The sequence below is a fragment of the Streptomyces sp. NPDC041129 genome, assembly GCF_055592265.1.
The window spans coordinates 138048-156559 of sequence record NZ_JBVIYV010000004.1; the positions used below are offsets into that span (position 1 = coordinate 138048).

At 71.8% G+C, this 18512-nt stretch carries 17 protein-coding genes; 5 read left to right on the forward strand and 12 right to left on the reverse strand.

The features are described from left to right. The first annotated feature begins 78 nt into the window (after window positions 1-78). Together ACZ6B1_RS16225 and ACZ6B1_RS16230 are read left to right on the forward strand one after the other, a co-directional pair. Window positions 79-1770, forward strand: coding sequence for a sodium:solute symporter family protein (locus tag ACZ6B1_RS16225; RefSeq protein ID WP_468778809.1), 1692 nt, complete (start codon window positions 79-81; stop codon window positions 1768-1770). 21 nt (window positions 1771-1791) lie between these two features. Continuing rightward, window positions 1792-2145: a hypothetical protein gene (locus ACZ6B1_RS16230; protein WP_468778811.1), complete on the forward strand. Its 354-nt coding sequence runs from the start codon at window positions 1792-1794 to the stop codon at window positions 2143-2145. A gap of 114 nt (window positions 2146-2259) precedes the next feature. Here the strand turns inward: ACZ6B1_RS16230 and ACZ6B1_RS16235 are convergent, their stop codons facing one another. From ACZ6B1_RS16235 to rsmI, 10 genes are all read right to left on the reverse strand, one after another. Continuing rightward, a complete protein-coding gene (locus tag ACZ6B1_RS16235) occupies window positions 2260-2946 on the reverse strand; it encodes a helix-turn-helix transcriptional regulator (protein WP_359551795.1) in 687 nt (228 codons plus the stop codon). Window positions 2947-3176: 230 nt separating this feature from the next. Continuing rightward, the gene (locus tag ACZ6B1_RS16240) at window positions 3177-5108 is read right to left on the reverse strand and encodes an outer membrane protein assembly factor BamB family protein (RefSeq protein ID WP_468778814.1); all 1932 of its coding nucleotides are present in this window, start codon (window positions 5106-5108) and stop codon (window positions 3177-3179) included. 68 nt (window positions 5109-5176) lie between these two features. Beyond that, complete coding sequence (locus tag ACZ6B1_RS16245; protein ID WP_468778816.1) at window positions 5177-6958, reverse strand: outer membrane protein assembly factor BamB family protein; 1782 nt, start codon at window positions 6956-6958, stop codon at window positions 5177-5179. 269 nt (window positions 6959-7227) lie between these two features. Then, the gene (locus ACZ6B1_RS16250) at window positions 7228-9036 is read right to left on the reverse strand and encodes an ABC-F family ATP-binding cassette domain-containing protein (RefSeq protein ID WP_468778817.1); all 1809 of its coding nucleotides are present in this window, start codon (window positions 9034-9036) and stop codon (window positions 7228-7230) included. Between the two features lie 98 nt (window positions 9037-9134). After that, entirely contained in the window at window positions 9135-10028 is an 894-nt protein-coding gene (locus ACZ6B1_RS16255) for a 4-(cytidine 5'-diphospho)-2-C-methyl-D-erythritol kinase (RefSeq protein ID WP_468778819.1), read from the reverse strand. Next, on the reverse strand, window positions 10025-10930 hold the full coding sequence (gene rsmA, locus ACZ6B1_RS16260; protein ID WP_468778822.1) for a 16S rRNA (adenine(1518)-N(6)/adenine(1519)-N(6))-dimethyltransferase RsmA: 906 nt from the start codon (window positions 10928-10930) through the stop codon (window positions 10025-10027). The genes ACZ6B1_RS16255 and rsmA overlap by 4 nt, the downstream gene beginning before the upstream one ends. A gap of 49 nt (window positions 10931-10979) precedes the next feature. Further along, window positions 10980-12350, reverse strand: coding sequence for a ubiquitin-like domain-containing protein (locus ACZ6B1_RS16265; RefSeq protein ID WP_468778823.1), 1371 nt, complete (start codon window positions 12348-12350; stop codon window positions 10980-10982). Between the two features lie 133 nt (window positions 12351-12483). After that, window positions 12484-13362, reverse strand: a complete 879-nt coding sequence (locus ACZ6B1_RS16270; protein ID WP_468778825.1) for a TatD family hydrolase — start codon at window positions 13360-13362, stop codon at window positions 12484-12486. Window positions 13363-13409: 47 nt separating this feature from the next. Then, on the reverse strand, window positions 13410-13814 hold the full coding sequence (locus tag ACZ6B1_RS16275) for a hypothetical protein (RefSeq protein ID WP_468778827.1): 405 nt from the start codon (window positions 13812-13814) through the stop codon (window positions 13410-13412). Between the two features lie 285 nt (window positions 13815-14099). Next, window positions 14100-14951 carry a 16S rRNA (cytidine(1402)-2'-O)-methyltransferase gene (rsmI, locus tag ACZ6B1_RS16280; protein ID WP_468778829.1) on the reverse strand — a complete coding sequence of 284 codons (852 nt, stop codon included), beginning with the start codon at window positions 14949-14951 and terminating at the stop codon, window positions 14100-14102. Window positions 14952-15056: 105 nt separating this feature from the next. Here rsmI and ACZ6B1_RS16285 point away from each other — a divergent pair, with 105 nt between their 5' ends. Further along, window positions 15057-16805, forward strand: coding sequence for a dolichyl-phosphate-mannose--protein mannosyltransferase (locus ACZ6B1_RS16285; RefSeq protein ID WP_468778831.1), 1749 nt, complete (start codon window positions 15057-15059; stop codon window positions 16803-16805). A gap of 62 nt (window positions 16806-16867) precedes the next feature. On the opposite strand, the gene ACZ6B1_RS16290 is transcribed toward ACZ6B1_RS16285, so the two are convergent. After that, complete coding sequence (locus ACZ6B1_RS16290) at window positions 16868-17023, reverse strand: hypothetical protein (protein ID WP_468778833.1); 156 nt, start codon at window positions 17021-17023, stop codon at window positions 16868-16870. 150 nt (window positions 17024-17173) lie between these two features. Then, window positions 17174-17500, reverse strand: a complete 327-nt coding sequence (locus ACZ6B1_RS16295; RefSeq protein WP_468778835.1) for a hypothetical protein — start codon at window positions 17498-17500, stop codon at window positions 17174-17176. A 183-nt stretch (window positions 17501-17683) separates the two neighbouring features. On the opposite strand from ACZ6B1_RS16295, the gene ACZ6B1_RS16300 reads away from it, so the two are divergent. Then, complete coding sequence (locus tag ACZ6B1_RS16300) at window positions 17684-17926, forward strand: winged helix-turn-helix domain-containing protein (RefSeq protein ID WP_468778837.1); 243 nt, start codon at window positions 17684-17686, stop codon at window positions 17924-17926. Between the two features lie 51 nt (window positions 17927-17977). Continuing rightward, the gene (gene cpt, locus ACZ6B1_RS16305; RefSeq protein WP_468778839.1) at window positions 17978-18511 is read left to right on the forward strand and encodes a chloramphenicol phosphotransferase CPT; all 534 of its coding nucleotides are present in this window, start codon (window positions 17978-17980) and stop codon (window positions 18509-18511) included. Window position 18512: the final 1 nt, after the last annotated feature.

Sequence of the window (18512 nt, forward strand, 5' to 3'; positions counted from 1 at the left end):
CCACCGGAAGTGTTCAATTGCTGAACACAGAGGCGTAGGTTCCGCTCTGGATCAGTTCGCGCGACGAAGCGAGTGCTCATGCAAACCCCCACATACGCCCCCACCTATCTGGCGGCGGAGCTACGGCTCCCCACCAACTGGCTGGACTACACGATCCTGGCGATCTACTTCATCGTCGTTCTCGGCATCGGCTTCGCGGCCCGCCGGTCCGTCAAGACCAGCCTCGACTTCTTCCTCTCCGGACGCTCGCTGCCCGCCTGGATCACCGGCCTCGCCTTCATCTCGGCGAACCTGGCGGCCACCGAGATCCTGGGCATGGCCGCCAACAGCGCCCAGTACGGCGCGTACACCGTGCACTGGTACTGGATCGGCGCCATCCCCGCCATGGTCTTCCTGGGCCTGGTGATGATGCCCTTCTACTACGGCAGCAAGGTCCGCTCGGTCCCCGAGTTCCTGCTGCTGCGCTTCGACAAGGCCGCCCACCTGCTCAGTTCGATCCTGTTCGCCTTCGCCGCCATCCTGATCGCGGGCGTCAACCTGTACGCCCTCGCGATCGTGGTGGAGGCCCTGCTCGGCTGGCCGCAGTGGGTCGCCATCGTGGTCGCCGGCGCCTTCGTGCTCGCCTACATCACGCTCGGCGGTCTGTCCTCGGCGATCTACAACGAGGTGCTCCAGTTCTTCGTGATCCTGGCCGCCCTCATCCCGATCACCGTCCTCGGCCTGAAGAAGGTCGGCGGCTGGGACGGCCTGACGGGCAAGCTCACCGCCGCGCACGGGCAGAACTTCACCACCGCCTGGGGCGGCACCGGCATCGGCAGCGCCAACCCGCTGGGCGCCAACTGGCTGACCATCGTGCTCGGCCTCGGCTTCGTGCTCTCCTTCGGCTACTGGACCACCAACTTCGCCGAGGTGCAGCGCGCCCTGTCCGCGAAGAACCTCTCGGCGGGGCAGCGGACGCCGCTGATCGCCGCCTATCCGAAGATCTTCATCGTCTTCCTGGTGATGATCCCCGGCCTGGTCGTCGCCGCGCTCATCCCGAACTTCGGCACCTCGGCCTCCGGTTACCAGTACAACGACGCCATCCCCTACCTGATGCAGGAGCTGCTGCCCAACGGCGTGCTCGGTATCGCGGTCACCGGTCTGCTGGCCGCCTTCATGGCGGGCATGGCGGCGAACGTGTCGTCGTTCAACACGGTGTTCACCACCGACATCTGGGAGAAGTACGTGGTGCCGGGCCGCGACGACGCGTACTACGTCCGCTTCGGCCGCCTGATCACCGTCGTCGGTGTGTGCGCCTCCGTCGGCACGGCGTTCCTGGCGTCCTCGTTCTCGAACATCATGTCGTACCTGCAGACGCTGTTCTCCTTCTTCAACGTGCCGATGTTCGTCGTCTTCATCGTCGGCATGTTCTGGAAGCGCGCGTCCGCCAAGTCCGGCTTCTGGGGGCTGCTCGCCGGCACCGTGACCGCGATGGTCAACTACTTCGTGTTCTACAAGAAGGGCATCATCTCCCTTCCCACCGACCAGGGCGCGAACTTCGTCTCCGCGATCGCCGGTTTCGTCGCCGGCGCGATCGTCATGTTCGCCGTGTCCCTGTTCACCAAGCCGAAGCCGGCGCAGGAGCTGCAGGGCCTGGTCTACGGCACCCGCTCCCCCGGCATGGCCGAGCCGTCCGCCCCGGGCGACGACGCCTGGTACCGCAAGCCGGCCCTGCTGGGCTGGGGCGCGATCGTGATCGCCGCCGCCTGCTACATCCCGTTCTCGTTCTGACGCGGGAGGACCGAGGAAATCATGACCGAACAGCCTGGACAGCCCGACCACCCCGGCCGGCACCACCACTACACCGAGGACGACCTCTCGCGTGACGTCACCGACCTCGAGAGCAAGTCGGCGACCGCCGCCCGCATCTTCGACCTGCGCCGCATCATCGGCGGCCTGTTCGTCGTCTACGGCGTCATCGTGACGATCGTCGGCATCACCGATCCGCAGTCCGCCATCGACAAGGCCCAGGGCGTCAACATCAACCTGTGGACCGGCATCGGCATGCTCCTGCTGGGCATCTTCTTCCTGGCCTGGCTGAAGCTGCGGCCCACTCCGCCGCCGCTTCCTCCGAAGGGGTCGCCGGAGGAGAAGGAGTCGGCGTAATCGCCGTACCCGTCCGCGGGCGCGTGGGGGCTGGTCGCGCAGTTCCCCGCGCCCCCAGGGTGCGGCGTGCCCGCGCGGTCGGCGCACCCCGCCCATGCATCAGGCCCCAGGTTCCTAGGCGGGGCCGGCATTCATGTACGGACCGGCCCGGTCCAGCAGGCCGGTGCGGGCGGCCAGGGCCGCCGCCTCCAGACGGGAGCCCACGCCCAGCTTCATCAGTACCCGCTGGACGTGCGTGCGTGCGGTGCTCGGTGCGATGCCCATGCCGGCCGCGATCACCCGGGTGTCCTCCCCGTCGGCGACCCGGACCAGCACCTCCACCTCGCGGGGCGTCAGCATCTCCAGCAGGCGCTGCCCCTCGTCGTCCGGCTGGGCCGCCGGGTTCAGCAGCTCACCGAAGGCCCCCTGCAGGAGCTGCGGCGCCACCGCCGCCTCGCCCGCCCGCGCCTTCATGATCGCCCGCTCGACGCCCTCGATGCGCTCGTCGTGCCGTACGTAGCCGGAGGCCCCCGCGGCGAACGCGGCCGCGATGCCGCGCGGCGACGGAACCGGGCCCAGCACCAGCACCGCCACCTGCGGCCGCTCCCGCTTGATCTTCGCCACCGGGTCGAAGGCACCCGGCTCGGCCGGCGCCGCCGTGCCCAGCAGGCACACCTCGGGCGCCCGTGAGATCACCAGGTCCGCCGCGCCGGCGGCCGGCGCCGCCGCCGCGAGCACCCGGTGCCCGCGCAGCTTCAGTGCCGACGCCAGCGCCTCCGCGAGCAGGCGATGGTCGTCGACGACCATGAGCCGCACTCCCATAGAGCAACCCCCCAGCCCTCCCCCATGGATGCCCCACTATGGAGCCCACCGGTCCACCACGACAGAGGGCCCCCCGGCACCCCGCCCCTTCATGCCCCCGGAAGCTACACGCTTGTTCGACGTCGCGCTGCCCCTATGAAGGAGAAGTGCCCCGGATAGTGAAATCCGGGGCACTCCCTGGTAATCCCTCGCATTCGCCCCGGCGCCCGTGTGCGCGCCGGGGCGGACGGTCAGCCGCCCGCGCCGAACGCGAGCAGCAGGTACTCCTTGCCGTACGTGGACTTGTGCGCGTACACGGCCGACATGTAGAGCCGGCCCTGCCCGTACAGGATCTCCGCGTACTCCGGCAGCATCGTGGTCTCGGCCCGCCGCACGCTCTCGGTGGCCGGGTTCTCCAGCAGGGTGGTCGCCTTGAAGGACGGCCCGCCGAGGGTGACGATCTGGCCGCCCTTGTTGTACGGCGGGTGCTTGTAGGCGATCAGGTTGCCGCCGTCCATGCGCAGCGGGGAGAGCGTGTAGCCGTCACCGGCCTCGGCGCGCTGGCCGGTCTGCTTGCCGGTGGCCAGGTCGAAGGCGACGATCTCGTTGGTCTTGCTGTAGTCGCCGTCGCCGTCGTGCTCCTCGGTCGGCACGTACAGCCTGCCGTCGCCGGCGACGACCTCCCGGCAGTCCTCGACGCGGGTGATGCTGTCGCAGCGGCCGGCGTAGGTGTCGGAGGGCGCGGAGATCCGGGTGAGGAGCTTGCCGGTCCTGTTGTCGATGGAGAAGTAGTCCGAGATGCCGCTGCCGTCGTCGGCGCTGTCACCGACGTCGGCGGCCACCACCAGCGGGTCGGTGGAGACGATGCCGGCGTACTCGATGCCCGCGGTCATCTTGTAGTCGGAGATGACCTTCCCGGACGTCGGGTCGATGGTCTGGATGTGGAGCTGGCGCTCGCCGTAGCTGCCGCACTTGCGCACCGCGACCAGCTTGGGGCCGCCGCCGTACCCGGCGTCCGCGCAGGTGTCCTCCGGCTTGGGCTGCCAGAGCACCTTGCCGGTGCCGATGTCGAACGCGGCGCCGCCGTTGCTGCTGCCGACCGCGACGGTGTGCTGAGAGACCGTCACGTTCTGCAGGTTGGCCGTGTAGTCACCGTTCTTGACCGTCTTGGTCCAGAGCTTGGTGCCCCTGTCGAGGTCGATGGCGGCGACCTGGCTGCAGCCCTCGCTGGACCCCTTCTTGGGCATCTTCGGCTGGAAGACGACCGCGGTCTTGTTGTCCTCGGTGACGTGCTTGCTGGCCGTGCACACCGGGCCGGGCAGCTTGAGGGTCCACATCTTGGTGCCCGCGGCGGGGTTGTAACCGACGATCTCCGCGACGCCGCTCTTGGCGTACACCGAGTTGGTCAGCCAGGAGCCCGAGGTGACGACGGTGTCCTTCGTCTGGGGCATGTCGACCTGGAAGAGCACCTTGGACGCGGGGTCCGACGGCACCTTCTCCTTGCTGCCGGAGGACGTGCCGCCGGTGGCGTCGTCCTTGCCGTTCGTTCCGCCCTTGCCGCCGCTGGAGCTGGCGGTCTCGTCCCTCTTGCCGTCGCCGCCGGAGGACTTGGCGTACCAGATGCCGCCGCCGACGATCAGTGCGATGGCGACGACCGCCGCGACGATGATGACGAGGCCGGTGTTGTTCCGGCCGCCGCCCGGCTGCCCGGGCTGCGCCGGCATCGGCACCGTGGGTCCGCCCGGGTAGCCGTAACCCGGCTGCTGGGCGTACGGGCCCATGGGCTGGGTCGGCTGCGCGTACGGGTTCGGCTGCGCGCCGGGGTAGCCGTAGCCGGGCTGCGGCTGGGGCGGCTGCGGAGCCTGGGGCTGGGATGCCTGGGGGAAGCCGTAACCCGGCTGCGGGGCCTGCGGGTAGCCGTAGCCGGGCTGCGGCTGGGGCGGCTGCGGGGCCTGGGGTGCCGGGGGCTGCTGCGGGTAGCCGTAGCCCGGCTGGGGCTGGGGCGGCTGCGGGCCCTTCTGCAGGCCGGGCGGGGTCGCGGGGGCCTGCGGGGCGGCGGGGCCCTGCGGGGCGGGGGTCTCCGGGGTTGCCGGAGTCTCCGGATCGGTGGGCGGCTGGTCCTGGGGCGGACCGAACCCACCCTGCTGCGGGGGCTGGTTCGGCGGCGGAGGGGGCTGCGTCATGACGGGGATACCTCGGTGAAGCACTCGGGGCCGGGCGGCCCGGGGGACGACGGGAGAAGGGCCGGGGCCTACTTGCCGAAGGCCATCATCAGCTTCTCCTTCGACTCGTCGTTGCCGGACAGCCGGGTGGTGGAGATGTAGAAGCGCCCGTCGGTCCAACTGACGGCACCGTCGTAGAAGCCGTTCTCGATCTGGGCCGTGCCCGCCGGGTTCTGCAGCAGCTTGGTCGTCGTGTGCGAACCGCCGGTGGTGGGCACGGACACGATCTGGCCGCCCGCGTCGTAGGACGGGTCCACGTAGGCGACGAGCTTGCCGTCCTCCACCGTCAGCGGGGACATCGACTCGTCCGCCGGCGACTTCACGCGCCACTTCTCCTTGCCGTCGGCCAGGCCGATGGCGACGATCTCGTTGGCGCCGCTGGTGGCGCTGGTGGGCAGGTAGAGCGTGTCGGAGTCGACGGCGACGCCCTGGCAGCCCTGCAGGTCGCGTTCGAGGATCGCCCAGCCGCACTGCGGGGCGAACTTCTCGTTCACCTTGACCTCGGAGCGGAACTTGCCGTCCTTGGTGAAGGTGGAGATGTTCCAGGCCTTCTTGCTCTCGTTGGTCAGGTAGACCACGAGCGGGTCCAGGGAGTAGGTCCGCGCGACCCGCCAGCCCTTCTTGACCGGCTGCGTCCACCTGACCTTGCCGGTGGCCGGGTCGAGTTCCTGGATCTCCTCGTGCGCGTTGCTGCCGCCGGCGTTGCAGGAGGCCACCTGGACCAGCCGGTCCGTGCCGCCCGCGAACGCGGTCGGGAAGCAGGCGTCGCCGTACTTCTTCTTGTCGTACAGCTTCTTGCCGCTGTCGAGGTCGTACGCCGTGCCCGACTGCGAGCGGCCCACCATCAGCGTCTTGTCGCTGACGCTCAGCTCGACGCTGATCGCGCTGTCGAACAGCGCGCCGTCGGCGACCTCGGTGCTCCAGCCCTTCTTGCCGGTTGCCAGGTCGACCTGCTGGAGCTGGTTGCACTTGGCGCGGTCGCTGACGCCGCTCATGTAGGCCACGACGATCTTGTCGTCGGCCGACTTCCGCGGGGTGACCGCGCAGATCTTCTGCGGGAAGGTGATCGGGTCCCAGGTGGGGTTGCCGTCACCGGTGTTGTAGGCGAAGAGCTGCTTGTACGCCGCCTTCACCGCGGTCTTGCCGGTGATCCACATGCCGGGCGCGTCGGCACCGGAGCCGGGGGCGTCGGGTGCCGACTTGTACCAGAGCACCTTCGCCTCCCCGGGCTTGCGGCCCTCGTTGAGGTTCTCCGGGTCGGCGCCGCCGTCGCCGCTGCCGTCGCCGGGGTTGACCGGGGCGTCGGAGGCGGACTTCTTGCCGTCGTCGCTCTGCTGGGCGACAGGCTTCTTGTCGCCGTCGTCACCGCCGCTGGTGACGGCGTAGACGGTGCCGCCGATGACCAGCAGCGCGGCCGCCGCGGCGCCGATGATCAGCGCGGTCTTCTTCTTGTCGGTGGGCGGCTGCGGCCCGCCGTAGGGGGCGCCACCGGGGGCGCCGGGGTACTGGGGCGGCTGCTGCGGGTAGCCGTAGCCGGGCTGCGGGGCGTACGGGCCCGGCTGCGGGGGCTGCCCGTAGGGGCCGGGGGCGCCGGGCGCGGGCGCGCCGTAGGGGCCCGGCTGGGCGTAGGGGCCGGGCTGCTGGGGGTAGCCGTAGCCGGGCTGGGGCTGGGGAGGCTGGGCCGGTGCCTGCGGCGGCTGGGCCGGCGGCGGGGGCGGCGACTGCGGGGCGCCGAATCCACCCCCCTGCGGCGGTCGGTCCTGCGGTGCTCCGAAGCCGCCCTGCGGCGGCTGGTCGGGCGGCTGAGTCATCAGCGCTCTTCCCCCTCGTTCACTGATTTTTAGCCACGCCCCGAGGTTCGCTCACGGACCCAGGTCGTACTCATACGGTTCTCAGACGGCTCTTTCTATCACCCGGCACCGACAGCGCAGGGGCCCGGATCCACGCCTGTTCCCAAGGGAGAACCGGGCCGTGATGCCGCCGTTACGCGCCTTCACGCCCTCTTCACGCGGCGCACGCAACAGCGGCGCGCGCGGCGGTTTCACGCCGCGCGCGCCGAAGAGGCGGATCCGACCGCGGGTTACGCGTCCTCCGCCAGTTCCAGCCAGCGCAGCTCCAGTTCCTCGCGCTCGCCCGCCAGGTCGCGCAACTGGGCGTCCAGTTCGGCGACCTTGGCGAAGTCGGTGGCGTGCTCGGCGATCCGCGCGTGCAGCTTGGACTCCTTCTCGGAGACCTTGTCCAACTGGCGCTCGATCTTCTGGAGTTCCTTCTTGGCGGCGCGCTGGTCGGCGGCGCTCTTCTCCTGCGTGGCCGGCTTGGGCGCCGCGGCGGAGGCCTGGGCGGCGACCGCCTCCTCCATGCGCAGGCGCCGTTCCAGGTACTCGTCGATACCGCGCGGCAGCATCCGCAGGGCGCCGTCGCCGAGGAGCGCGAACACCCGGTCCGTGGTGCGCTCGACGAAGAAGCGGTCGTGGGAGATGACGATCATCGAGCCGGGCCAGCCGTCGAGGACGTCCTCGAGCTGGGTGAGGGTCTCGATGTCGAGGTCGTTGGTGGGCTCGTCGAGGAAGAGGACGTTGGGCTCGTCCATGAGCAGGCGCAGAAGCTGCAGGCGCCGCCGCTCACCGCCCGACAGGTCCCCGACCGGCGTCCACTGCTTCTCCTTGCTGAAGCCGAAGGTCTCGCAGAGCTGACCCGCGGTCATCTCGCGCCCCTTGCCCAGGTCGACGCGCTCGCGGACCCGCTGCACGGCCTCCAGGACCCGCCAGGTGGGGTCGAGTTCGGCGACCTCCTGGGAGAGGTAGGCGAGCTTGACGGTCCGGCCGACGGCGATGCGCCCGCCGGCGGGCTGGGTCTCGCCCTCGGTGCGCGCGGCCTCGGCCATGGCCCGCAGCAGCGAGGTCTTGCCGGCGCCGTTGACGCCGACCAGGCCGATGCGGTCGCCGGGGCCGAGCTGCCAGGTGACGTGCTTGAGCAGCACCTTGGGGCCGGCCTGCACGGTGATGTCCTCGAGGTCGAAGACGGTCCTGCCCAGCCGGGAGGAGGCGAACTTCATCAGCTCGCTGCTGTCCCGGGGCGGCGGCACGTCCGCGATCAGCTCGTTGGCGGCCTCCACGCGGAAGCGCGGCTTGGAGGTGCGGGCGGGCGCTCCGCGCCGCAGCCAGGCCAGCTCCTTGCGGATCAGGTTCTGCCGCTTGACCTCCTCGGTGGCGGCGATCCGCTCGCGCTCCGCGCGCGCGAAGACGTAGTCGGAGTAGCCGCCCTCGTACTCGTACACGTCGCCGCGCTGCACGTCCCACATGCGGGTGCAGACCTGGTCGAGGAACCACCGGTCGTGGGTGACGCACACCAGCGCCGAGCGCCGGTCGCGCAGGTGCTGGGCGAGCCAGGCGATGCCCTCGACGTCGAGGTGGTTGGTGGGCTCGTCGAGGACGATGAGCTCCTGTTCCTCGATGAGCAGCTTGGCGAGCGCGATACGGCGCCGCTCGCCACCGGAGAGCGGTCCGATGACGGTGTCCAGCCCCTTGGGGAAGCCCGGCAGGTCCAGCCCGCCGAACAGCCCGGTCAGCACGTCCCGCACCTTGGCGTTGCCGGCCCACTCGTGGTCGGCCATGTCGCCGATGACCTCGTGGCGGACGGTGGCGGCCGGGTCGAGGGAGTCGTGCTGGGTGAGCACCCCGAGCCGCAGCCCACCGGAGTGGGTCACGCGTCCGGAGTCGGCCTCCTCCACCTTGGCCAGCATCCGGATGAGGGTGGTCTTGCCGTCGCCGTTGCGCCCGACGACCCCGATCCGGTCCCCTTCGGACACACCGAGCGAGACGCCGTCCAGCAGGGCACGAGTGCCGTACACCTTGCTGACGTTCTCGACATTGACCAGGTTGACGGCCATTTCACTCCTGTGCGCGGGACTGTGTCGACACGCGACTGCGCCGCCTGTCAGCCTTCTAGCCTAGGGCCTGCGACCTGCGGCCCGGGGCGTCGATTCCCTCAGAGCACCGTCGCCCCGGCCACCGGCCCCGCCGCCGTCCGTACCGTCCGGCACGTTCCCGAGGCGCGCAGTGCTTCGGCGGCCTTCTCCGCCGACTCGGCGTCGCGGGTGAGGAACGCCGTGGTGGGGCCCGAGCCGGAGACCAGTGCGGCGAGCGCGCCGGCGCCTCGTCCCGCCTCCAGGGTGCCGGCCAGCTCGGGGTAGAGGGACAGGGCGGCCGGCTGGAGGTCGTTGGTGAGGGAGGCGGCCAGGGCCTCGGCGTCGCCCTTGGCCAGCGCCTGGAGCAGCTCCGGCCTGGCCACCGGCTCCGGGATCTCCCGTCCCTGCGCGAGCCGGTCGAACTCGCGGAACACCGCCGGCGTCGACAGTCCCCGCTCGGCCATCGCGAACACCCAGTGGAAGGTGCCGCCGGTCTCCAGGACCGTCAGCCGTTCGCCGCGCCCGGTGCCGAGGGCGGCGCCCCCGACCAGGCTGAACGGCACGTCGCTGCCCAGCTCGGCGCAGATGGCGAGCAGCTCGGCGCGTGAGGCGCCCGTGCCCCACAGCGTGTTGCAGGCGAGCAGCGCGCCCGCGCCGTCCGCGCTGCCGCCCGCCATACCGCCGGCGACGGGGATGTCCTTGGCGATGTGGATGTGCACGGCCGGCTCGATGCCCCGGCGCCCGGCGAGCGCGATCGCCGCGCGCGCGGCGAGGTTGGTACGGTCCAGCGGGACCTGGTCCGCGTCCGGCCCCTCGCAGGTGACGCGGAGCTCGTCGGCCGGGGTGACGGTGACCTCGTCGTACAGGCCGACCGCGAGGAAGACGTTGGCGAGGTCGTGGAATCCGTCGGGGCGGGCGGCGCCGACCCCGAGCTGGACGTTGACCTTCGCGGGGACGCGGACGGTGACGCTCACTTGCCGGACTCCTCGTTCGGGGCGGCGGGGCCCGTTCCCCGCACCGGTGCGGACTCGGCGATCCGCGCGAACTGCTCCACCGTCAGCGACTCGCCCCGCGCCTGCGGCGAGACCCCGGCCGCGACCAGTGCGGCCTCGGCGGCCGCAGCGGACCCCGCCCAGCCGGCGAGTGCGGCCCTGAGGGTCTTGCGGCGCTGCGCGAACGCCGCGTCGACGACCGCGAAGACCTCCTTCTTGGACGCCGTCGTCCTGATCGGCTCGGTCCGCCGGACCAGCGACACCAGTCCGCTGTCGACGTTCGGCGCGGGCCAGAAGACCTTGCGCCCGATGGCCCCGGCCCGCTTGACCTCGGCGTACCAGTTGGCCTTCACGGAGGGCACGCCGTACACCTTGGAGCCGGGCGCGGCAGCCAGCCGGTCGGCGACCTCGGCCTGCACCATCACCAGCGTCCGCTCGATGCCGGGGAAGGTGTCGAGCATGTGCAGCAGCACGGGGACGGCCACGTTGTACGGCAGGTTCGCCACCAGGGCCGTCGGGGCGGGGCCGGGCAGCTCGGTGACGTGCATGGCGTCGGAGTGGACGAGGGCGAACCGGTCGGCACGCTCCGGCATGCGGGCGGCGACGGTCGCGGGGAGGGCCGCGGCGAGCACGTCGTCGATCTCGACGGCGGTGACCCGGTCGGCGGCCTCCAGCAGCGCGAGGGTGAGGGAGCCGAGCCCCGGGCCGACCTCGACGACCACGTCGTCGGGGCGGACCCCGGCGGTGCGCACGATACGGCGGACCGTGTTGGCGTCGATCACGAAGTTCTGGCCGCGCTGCTTGGTGGGACGGACACCGAGCGCGGCCGCGAGCTCGCGGACGTCGGCGGGGCCGAGGAGGGAGTCGGAGGTGGGGCTGGTCACGGGACAAGGGTACGGGGCTGCCGGACCCCCCTCGCCCGGCTCCCCGTCCTCACCGGCGGTGCAGCCGTGGGCCGCAGTGCGGCCAGGGGCTGGTGCCGCGGCGCACGTACAGCTTCTTCGCGCGGTTCGTCTGTTCCGCCACCGACGCGTCCTGCGGGCGCCCGCTGCCGCCGAGGCTGCGCCAGGTGCTCGTGTCGAACTGGTAGAGCCCGCCGTACGTGCCCGAGGGGTCGACCGCGTTGGGCCGGCCGCCGGACTCGCAGGCGGCGAGGGCGCGCCAGTTCAGGCCGTCGGCGCCCCGGCCGGAGGCCGGGCGGGCTTTGGTGCCCACCTTCACCACCTGGGTGCGGGGCCGGCGCAACACCTCCGAGGACTCCCGGCGCGGCTTCTCACGGACGCCGTTGACGGTGCGCAGGTAGTAGGTGACCTGCCGCAGCCCGGGCCGCCCGGGCCGTTCGACGACCTCGGTGCCCCGGAAGAGGGAGGAGTCCTTCACCCGCTTCACATGGAACGGGATCCGCTCCTCCCGCACCTCGCGGAAGCCGTGCACCCGCAGCACGGTCACCGTCTGCCCGTCGCGCGGGAAGCTCTCGGGCGGGACCGAGGTGGTGTCCTGGCCGCGCAGGACGATGCCGGCCTCCGCGACGGCCTCCCGGACGGTGGCGGCGTTGGTGCGGATGGTGCGGGCGCGGCCGTCCGCCATGACCGTGACGGCGCGCTCGGTGCGCACGTCCAGCGCGAGTCCGGCGCGTCCGATGGTCCGGGAGCGCGAGGACGACAGATACGCGCCCTCGGCCCGCACCCCCAGCTCGCGCAACGCCCCGTCCACGGTGGGGGACGTCGTCCACACCCGGCGTTCCTGACCGTCCAGCTTGAGCCGTACCGGTCGCCCGTAGCGCACCGCGACCTCGTCGCCGCTGGCGAGTGCCGTGCCGGGGGCGGGCGCGATCATGTCGTGTCCGCCCACCCGCAGGCCCTCCTCGGCGAGCAGCCCGGAGACGTCGTCGGCGAAGGTGTGCAGGGTGCGCTGCCTGCCGTCGACGCTCAGCTCGACCGCCTTGTCCTCGGCGACGAAGGCGGTGGTGCCGCCGGCGAGGAACGCGACGACCAGGGCCTGCGGCAGCAGCCGCCGCACGGCGGAGTCGTGGCGCTCGCCGAAGCGCCCCCGGCGCCGGCGGGCGGCCCGCCGGCCGCGCTTCGCGGGCGCCTCGGGCTCCCGGTGCGCCGTCCCGGCCTCGTCACTCACCGTCACGGACACGGTCGGCGTCCGGGACGGCGGCGGCTCGGCGACGAAGTACGCCTCGGCCTCGTAGGCGGGCCGGTAGGTGTCCTTGTACACGCCGGACGGCAGTGTCTCCGCCGTGTGGACGGAGGCGTCATGGCCGTAGGGGCCGTACGTCTCGTGCTGCGACTTGCTCACGCCGACACGCTCCAGGGGGGCCAGAGGGGTCCGGTTTCGGGCCCCCAGAACCTAGCGGAGCGTTCGTCACTCTCCAAAGCGACGCGACTACGTACTGTTGCACTTCCGAACGTACACGCGGTTGTCCGGGTGATCAGTAACCGAACGCGCGAGCGGTGTTCGCACCCAGGGCCGTGGCCAGCGCGTCCTCGTCGATGCCGCGCACGGCGGCCATCGCACGCACCGTGACGGGGACGAGATACGGGGCGTTCGGCCGGCCCCGGTACGGCGCCGGGGTCAGGAAGGGGGCGTCGGTCTCCACGAGGACCAGTTCCAGCGGGGCGACGGCGAGGGCGTCGCGCAGGTTCTGGGCGTTCTTGAAGGTGACGTTGCCGGCGAACGACATGAAGTAGCCCTCGCGGGCGCAGATCTCCGCCATCTCGGCGTCGCCGGAGTAGCAGTGGAAGACGGTGCGCTCGGGGGCGCCCTCCTCCCGCAGCACGCGCAGGACGTCGGCGTGCGCGTCGCGGTCGTGGATGACGAGGGCCTTGCCGTGCCGCTTGGCGATCTCGATGTGGGCGCGGAAGGACCGCTCCTGCGCCTCCTTGCCCTCCGGCCCGGTGCGGAAGTGGTCGAGCCCCGTCTCGCCGACACCCTTGACCTGGGGCAGGGCGGCGAGCCGGTCGATCTCGTCGAGCGCCTCGTCCAGCGCGGCGTCACCGCCGGGCTCGCGGGCGCCCTGCCGGGACCACCCGTCGGGGTCGCCGTGCACGATGCGCGGGGCCTCGTTGGGGTGCAGGGCGACGGTGGCGTGAACGCCGTCGTGCGCCGCGGCGGTCTCCGCGGCCCACTGGGACCCCTTGATGTCGCAGCCGACCTGGACGACCGTCGTCACACCCACCGACGCGGCCTTGACGAGGCCCTCCTCGACCGTGCCCGACTGCATGTCGAGGTGGGTGTGGGAGTCGGCCACGGGCACCCGCAGCGGCGGCGGGAGCGGCGGTGCCGCGTTCTTGTCGGCGTTCGAAGGCATGCCCCGATCCTACGAAAGGGGCATGCCCGGGCGGCCGGCCCGTCGGCTCAGCTCGCCCTGCGCTGGAAGGGGTGGAGGAGATCGGACAGGTGCCAGTGGTGCGGCTCGGCCGCCTGCCCCGGCACCTGGGGCGCCTCGACGGGACCCGCCTGGGGCACCCGGTGGTGGCGCCCCTCGGCCCCGCCGCGCACCGAGGACACCTGTCCGGCGCGCATGATCCGCACGACACGGCCGTCGCAGTTGTGGCAGACGGGGCGGCTCAGCGGGGACGGCACGACCCGGCCCTCGGCCACGTACATCACGTACTCCTGGCCGTCGCCGTCCAGGTGGTGCTCTATCTCGTACGACTGCTCCCAGCCGAACCCGCACCTCATACAGGCGAAGGCGTACGACTCGTGAACGACGGCGGTGGCGGTGCCGCGAAGGCCTGTCCGTCCTGCGATCTCACTCATGCCAGCTCCAGTTGTCCGCTGGACAAGCACCCCGGCGAGGGTTCCCCCGAAGGGTGCGGGACGGGTGCCGTCCCTGCGACCAGTGGACGCCCTCACCGGCGCGAACGCATCAGGCCTGTCGAGTGTTGGAGGCGTTTTGGACTTTCCTTGCCGGAACGGGCCCGGACGGGCGCTTCGGGCTTTGCCTTGCGTGCCGCCCCTTTGCCCCGCGTTGGGGCGCACGCTCAGCGGAGAAGAGACCTGCTCAGAACGCGAGTGCGCCCCTGGTCCGTCCGGGGACCGCCGTCAGACGCCGCCGTCCTTCTTCGCCGCGACCACCGCGTCGAACACCACCCTCTTGGGCAGCCCGGCCTCCACCGCCACCGCCGCGATCGCCTCCTTGCGCCGCTCCCCGGCCTCCTCACGGATGCGCACCCGGCGGACCAGTTCCCCCGCGTCGAGTTCCTCGGGACCGGTCTCGGCGGCCCCCTCCACCACGACGGTGATCTCCCCGCGGACGCCCTCGGCGGCCCACTCGGCCAGCTCGGCGAGCGGGCCGCGCCGCACCTCCTCGTACGTCTTGGTCAGCTCGCGGCAGACGGCGGCCCGCCGGTCCGCGCCGAACACCTCGGCCATCGCGGCGAGGGTGTCGTCGAGCCGGTGCGGGGCCTCGAAGTAGACGAGTGTGCGCCGCTCACCGGCCACCTCGCGCAGCCGGGACAGCCGCTCGCCCGCCTTGCGCGGCAGGAAGCCCTCGAAGCAGAACCGGTCGACGGGCAGCCCGGACAGGGCGAGGGCGGTGAGCACGGCGGACGGCCCGGGTACGGCGGTGACCTTGATGTTCTCCTCCACCGCGGCGGCGACCAGCCGGTATCCCGGGTCGGAGACCGACGGCATGCCCGCGTCCGTCACCAGCAGCACGCGCGCGCCGCCGAGCAGCTCCTGGACCAGCTCGGGCGTGCGGGCGGACTCGTTGCCCTCGAAGTACGACACGACGCGGCCCTTGGGTGTGACACCCAGCGCCTGGGTGAGCCGGCGCAGCCGCCGGGTGTCCTCGGCGGCGACGAGGTCGGCGCCGGCCAGCTCCTCGGCCAGCCGGGGCGGCGCGTCCGCGATGTCGCCGATGGGGGTACCTGCGAGGACAAGGGTTCCAGTCACGCCCCCATCCTCGCAGGGACCGCCGGGCGGGCGGGAAGGCGACCGTGTCCCGACCGGTACCGCCATGCACGGGACTCACACAGAACGTTTCCCTACGATGGCGCGGTGACCAGTACCGCGTCCTCCATGGACCTCCGGCCGGGCCAGGCACCGCACGACCAGCGGCCGACGTGGCAGCAGCGGCTGCGCCGATTCGGGTACGCACCGGCGGGGGACGCGCCCGCGGGCGACGTGCGCGACCGGCTGGTTCCGCCGTACAACGAGCCGAGCCCGCGCCTGTGGCAGGTGCTGGGCGTGCCGCCGGTCCTGGCCGAGCGGCTCACCCGCTGGTCGGGCTGGGGCGGTCCGCTGCTGGTGACGCTGATGGCGGGCCTGATGCGGTTCTGGCACCTGGGCAGCCCGCGTGCGGTGATATTCGACGAGACGTACTACGCCAAGGACGCCTGGGCGCTCGTCCATCGCGGGTTCGAGGTCAACTGGGACAAGAACGCCAACAATGCGGTGCTGCAGACGCACGGGCATCTCGCGATCCCCACGGACGCGGCGTATGTCGTGCACCCGCCGGTCGGCAAGTACGTCATCGGCCTGGGCGAGCTGGTGTTCGGGTTCGACCCGTTCGGCTGGCGGTTCATGACGGCACTGCTGGGGACGCTCTCCGTGCTGCTGCTGTGCCGGATCGGGCGCCGGATGTTCCGCTCGACGTTCCTCGGCTGCCTGGCGGGCGCGCTGATGGCGGTGGACGGCCTGCACTTCGTGATGAGCCGTACGTCGCTGCTGGACGGCGTGCTGATGTTCTTCGTGGTGGCCGCGTTCGGCTGCCTGGTCGTGGACCGGGACAGATCCCGCGCGCGACTGGCCGCCGCGCTCCCGGTCGACGCGGACGGCCGGGTCCGCCCGGACGCGGACGTGGCCGACACCCTCCGCCTCGGCTGGCGGCCCTGGCGCTGGGGCGCGGGGCTGATGCTGGGCCTGGCCATCGGCACCAAGTGGAACGGCCTGTACGTCCTGGCCGCGTTCTGCGTGCTGGCGGTGCTGTGGGACGTCGGCGCCCGCAAGGTGGCCGGCGCCCACCACCCGTACCTGGCCGCGCTCAAGCACGACACGGGCATCACGTTCCTCGCGACGGTCCCGGTGGCGGTCGGCGTCTACCTGCTCTCCTGGCTCGGCTGGATCCTCTCCCCGGCCGACGGCACCGGCGGCTACTTCCGCAACTGGGCGGCGACCGACGGCAGGGGCGGCCACTGGACCTTCCTGCCGGACTGGCTGCGCAGCCTGTGGCACTACGAGCACGAGGTCTACAAGTTCCACGTCGGCCTGTCGACGCCGCACACCTACCAGTCCAACCCGTGGAGCTGGCTGGTCCTGGGCCGCCCGGTCTCCTACTTCTACGAGTCCCCCTCCCCCGGCGCCGACGGCTGCCCGGCCGACGCGGGCGAGAAGTGCGCCCGCGAGGTACTGGCCATCGGCACCCCCGTCCTGTGGTGGGCGGGCATCGTCGCCCTCCTGTACGTCCTCTGGCGCTGGGGGTTCCGCCGCGACTGGCGGGCCGGGGCGATCGCCTGCGGCATCGCGGCCGGTTACCTGCCCTGGTTCATGTACCAGGAGCGGACGATCTTCCTCTTCTACGCGGTCGTCTTCCTCCCGTTCCTCTGCCTGGCCCTGGCCATGCTCATCGGTGCCGTCATCGGCCCCCCGGGCTCGACGGACACCCGCCGCCTGGTCGGCGCCTCGGCGGCGGGCGTGCTGGTGCTGCTGATCGCCTGGAACTTCATCTACTTCTGGCCGCTGTACACAGGAAGGGCGATCCCGATCGACGACTGGCGGTCGCGGATGTGGCTGGACACATGGGTCTAGCTGGGCGGACGAGACCCGGGGGCACGGCAGCACGCCGTGCCCCCCGCGGCCGTCGTGGACCATCAGCCACCGCTGGTGTCGCCCGGCGAGGGAAGGCGACGGCCGCGGGACTCGGCCACGCGTAGTGCGTCGGCCAGGCATTCCGAGAGCCGGATCGCGGTGTAGCGGACCTCGACGTTCGGAGACAGGGGGTCGTCGAGGACCTTTCGGGCCGCCACGAGAACCTCCAGGCCTTCGGCCAGTTGGAGGGTCTCGGTCTCGTCAGCCAGCCGCGACAGATATCCGCCTTCGCTCGCACCGGCGAGGAAGCAGGGCTTGCCCTCCGGGGAGGACCAGGGGCAGCAGCCTGAGCGTGGTGCGTGCGTCCATCAGGCCGCCGTCCTCTCCGCGCCGATCACATGCTGGTCGAGGTCGATGCCGAAGTCGGCGGCGAGGACGAGGGTGCGGCGGCGGTGCCGCTGACGTGCCCTTTCCTGCTCGTGGGCCGCGAGGTAGGGGCGGACAAGCCGGGATTCGGAGCCGTCCAGGGTGAGGTGCAGGCAGTACGGCGAGCGGTGGACGGGGAGGCGGAGGGAGTCAGCGGGGCGCCTGGGCAGGGGCTGGTGAGGGCGGGGGCCGCCGGCTCGGTGGGATCCGGAGCCCGGGCCGAGGAGAAGGGCCAGCCGATGGACGAGGCGGCGGATAAGGTCGTGCATGTCGGCGCTCCTGGTAAGCGTTGGCCGCGCCCCGGGAGGTCTAGCCACCTCGCCGGGGTCTTGTCATTACTGACGATAGCGACAACCGCGTCCCCCTGCACCCCACTCCGTCCTACCGCGTCCGGACGCGGCATGCAGCGTCCTGCCACTGCGCGATGCGTCGCACTGCTTCACCGTTGATACATGACTGAGCTGCCGCGCTACGAGTACGTCAAGCTGGCGGATGCCATCGCCGCCGAGATCGCCTCTGGCAAACTGCCGCAGGGCGCGGCGCTGCCCGGCGAGCGGGCGATGACCGAGCTGTATGGCGTGAGCATCGGCACCGTGCGGCGGGCCATCGTCGAGTTGCGCAAGCGCGACCTGGTCGCCACCCTGCCCGCGAAGGGGACGTACGTCATCGGAACCCCTGAGACGACCGCCGACTGACGCCCCCGATATTCCGTTTCGGGCCCAGCTCCACGCCCCTACTGTGGCGCCGTGACGACTCAAGTGATCGTGCTCAACGGTGGGTCCAGCTCGGGGAAGTCCGGGATCGTCCGGTGTCTGCAGGCGGTGTTGCCCGGGGCGTGGCTGGCGTTCGGGACGGACACGTTCGTCGACGCGTTGCCGGCGTCCATGCGGGTCGGCGACGGGGGGATCGAGTTCGGGGCGGACGGCGAGGTGGTCGTCGGGGCGGAGTTCCGGACGCTGGAGGCCGCGTGGATCGAGGGGGTCGCCGCGATGGTCCGGGCGGGTGCGCGGGTCGTCGTGGACGAGGTGTTCATCGGCGGGGCGGAGTCGCAGGGGCGGTGGCGGAAGGCGCTGGACGGGCTCGGGGTGCTGTGGGTTGGGGTGCGGTGCGATGCCGCCGTCGCGGCGGGGCGTGAGGTGGCGCGGGGCGACCGGGTCGTGGGGATGGCCGCTTCCCAGGCGGAGCTCGTGCATCAGGGGGTGACCTACGACCTCGAGGTGGACACCGCGCACGCCGAGTCGATGGAGTGTGCACGAACCATTGCCGCACATGTCGGATAGA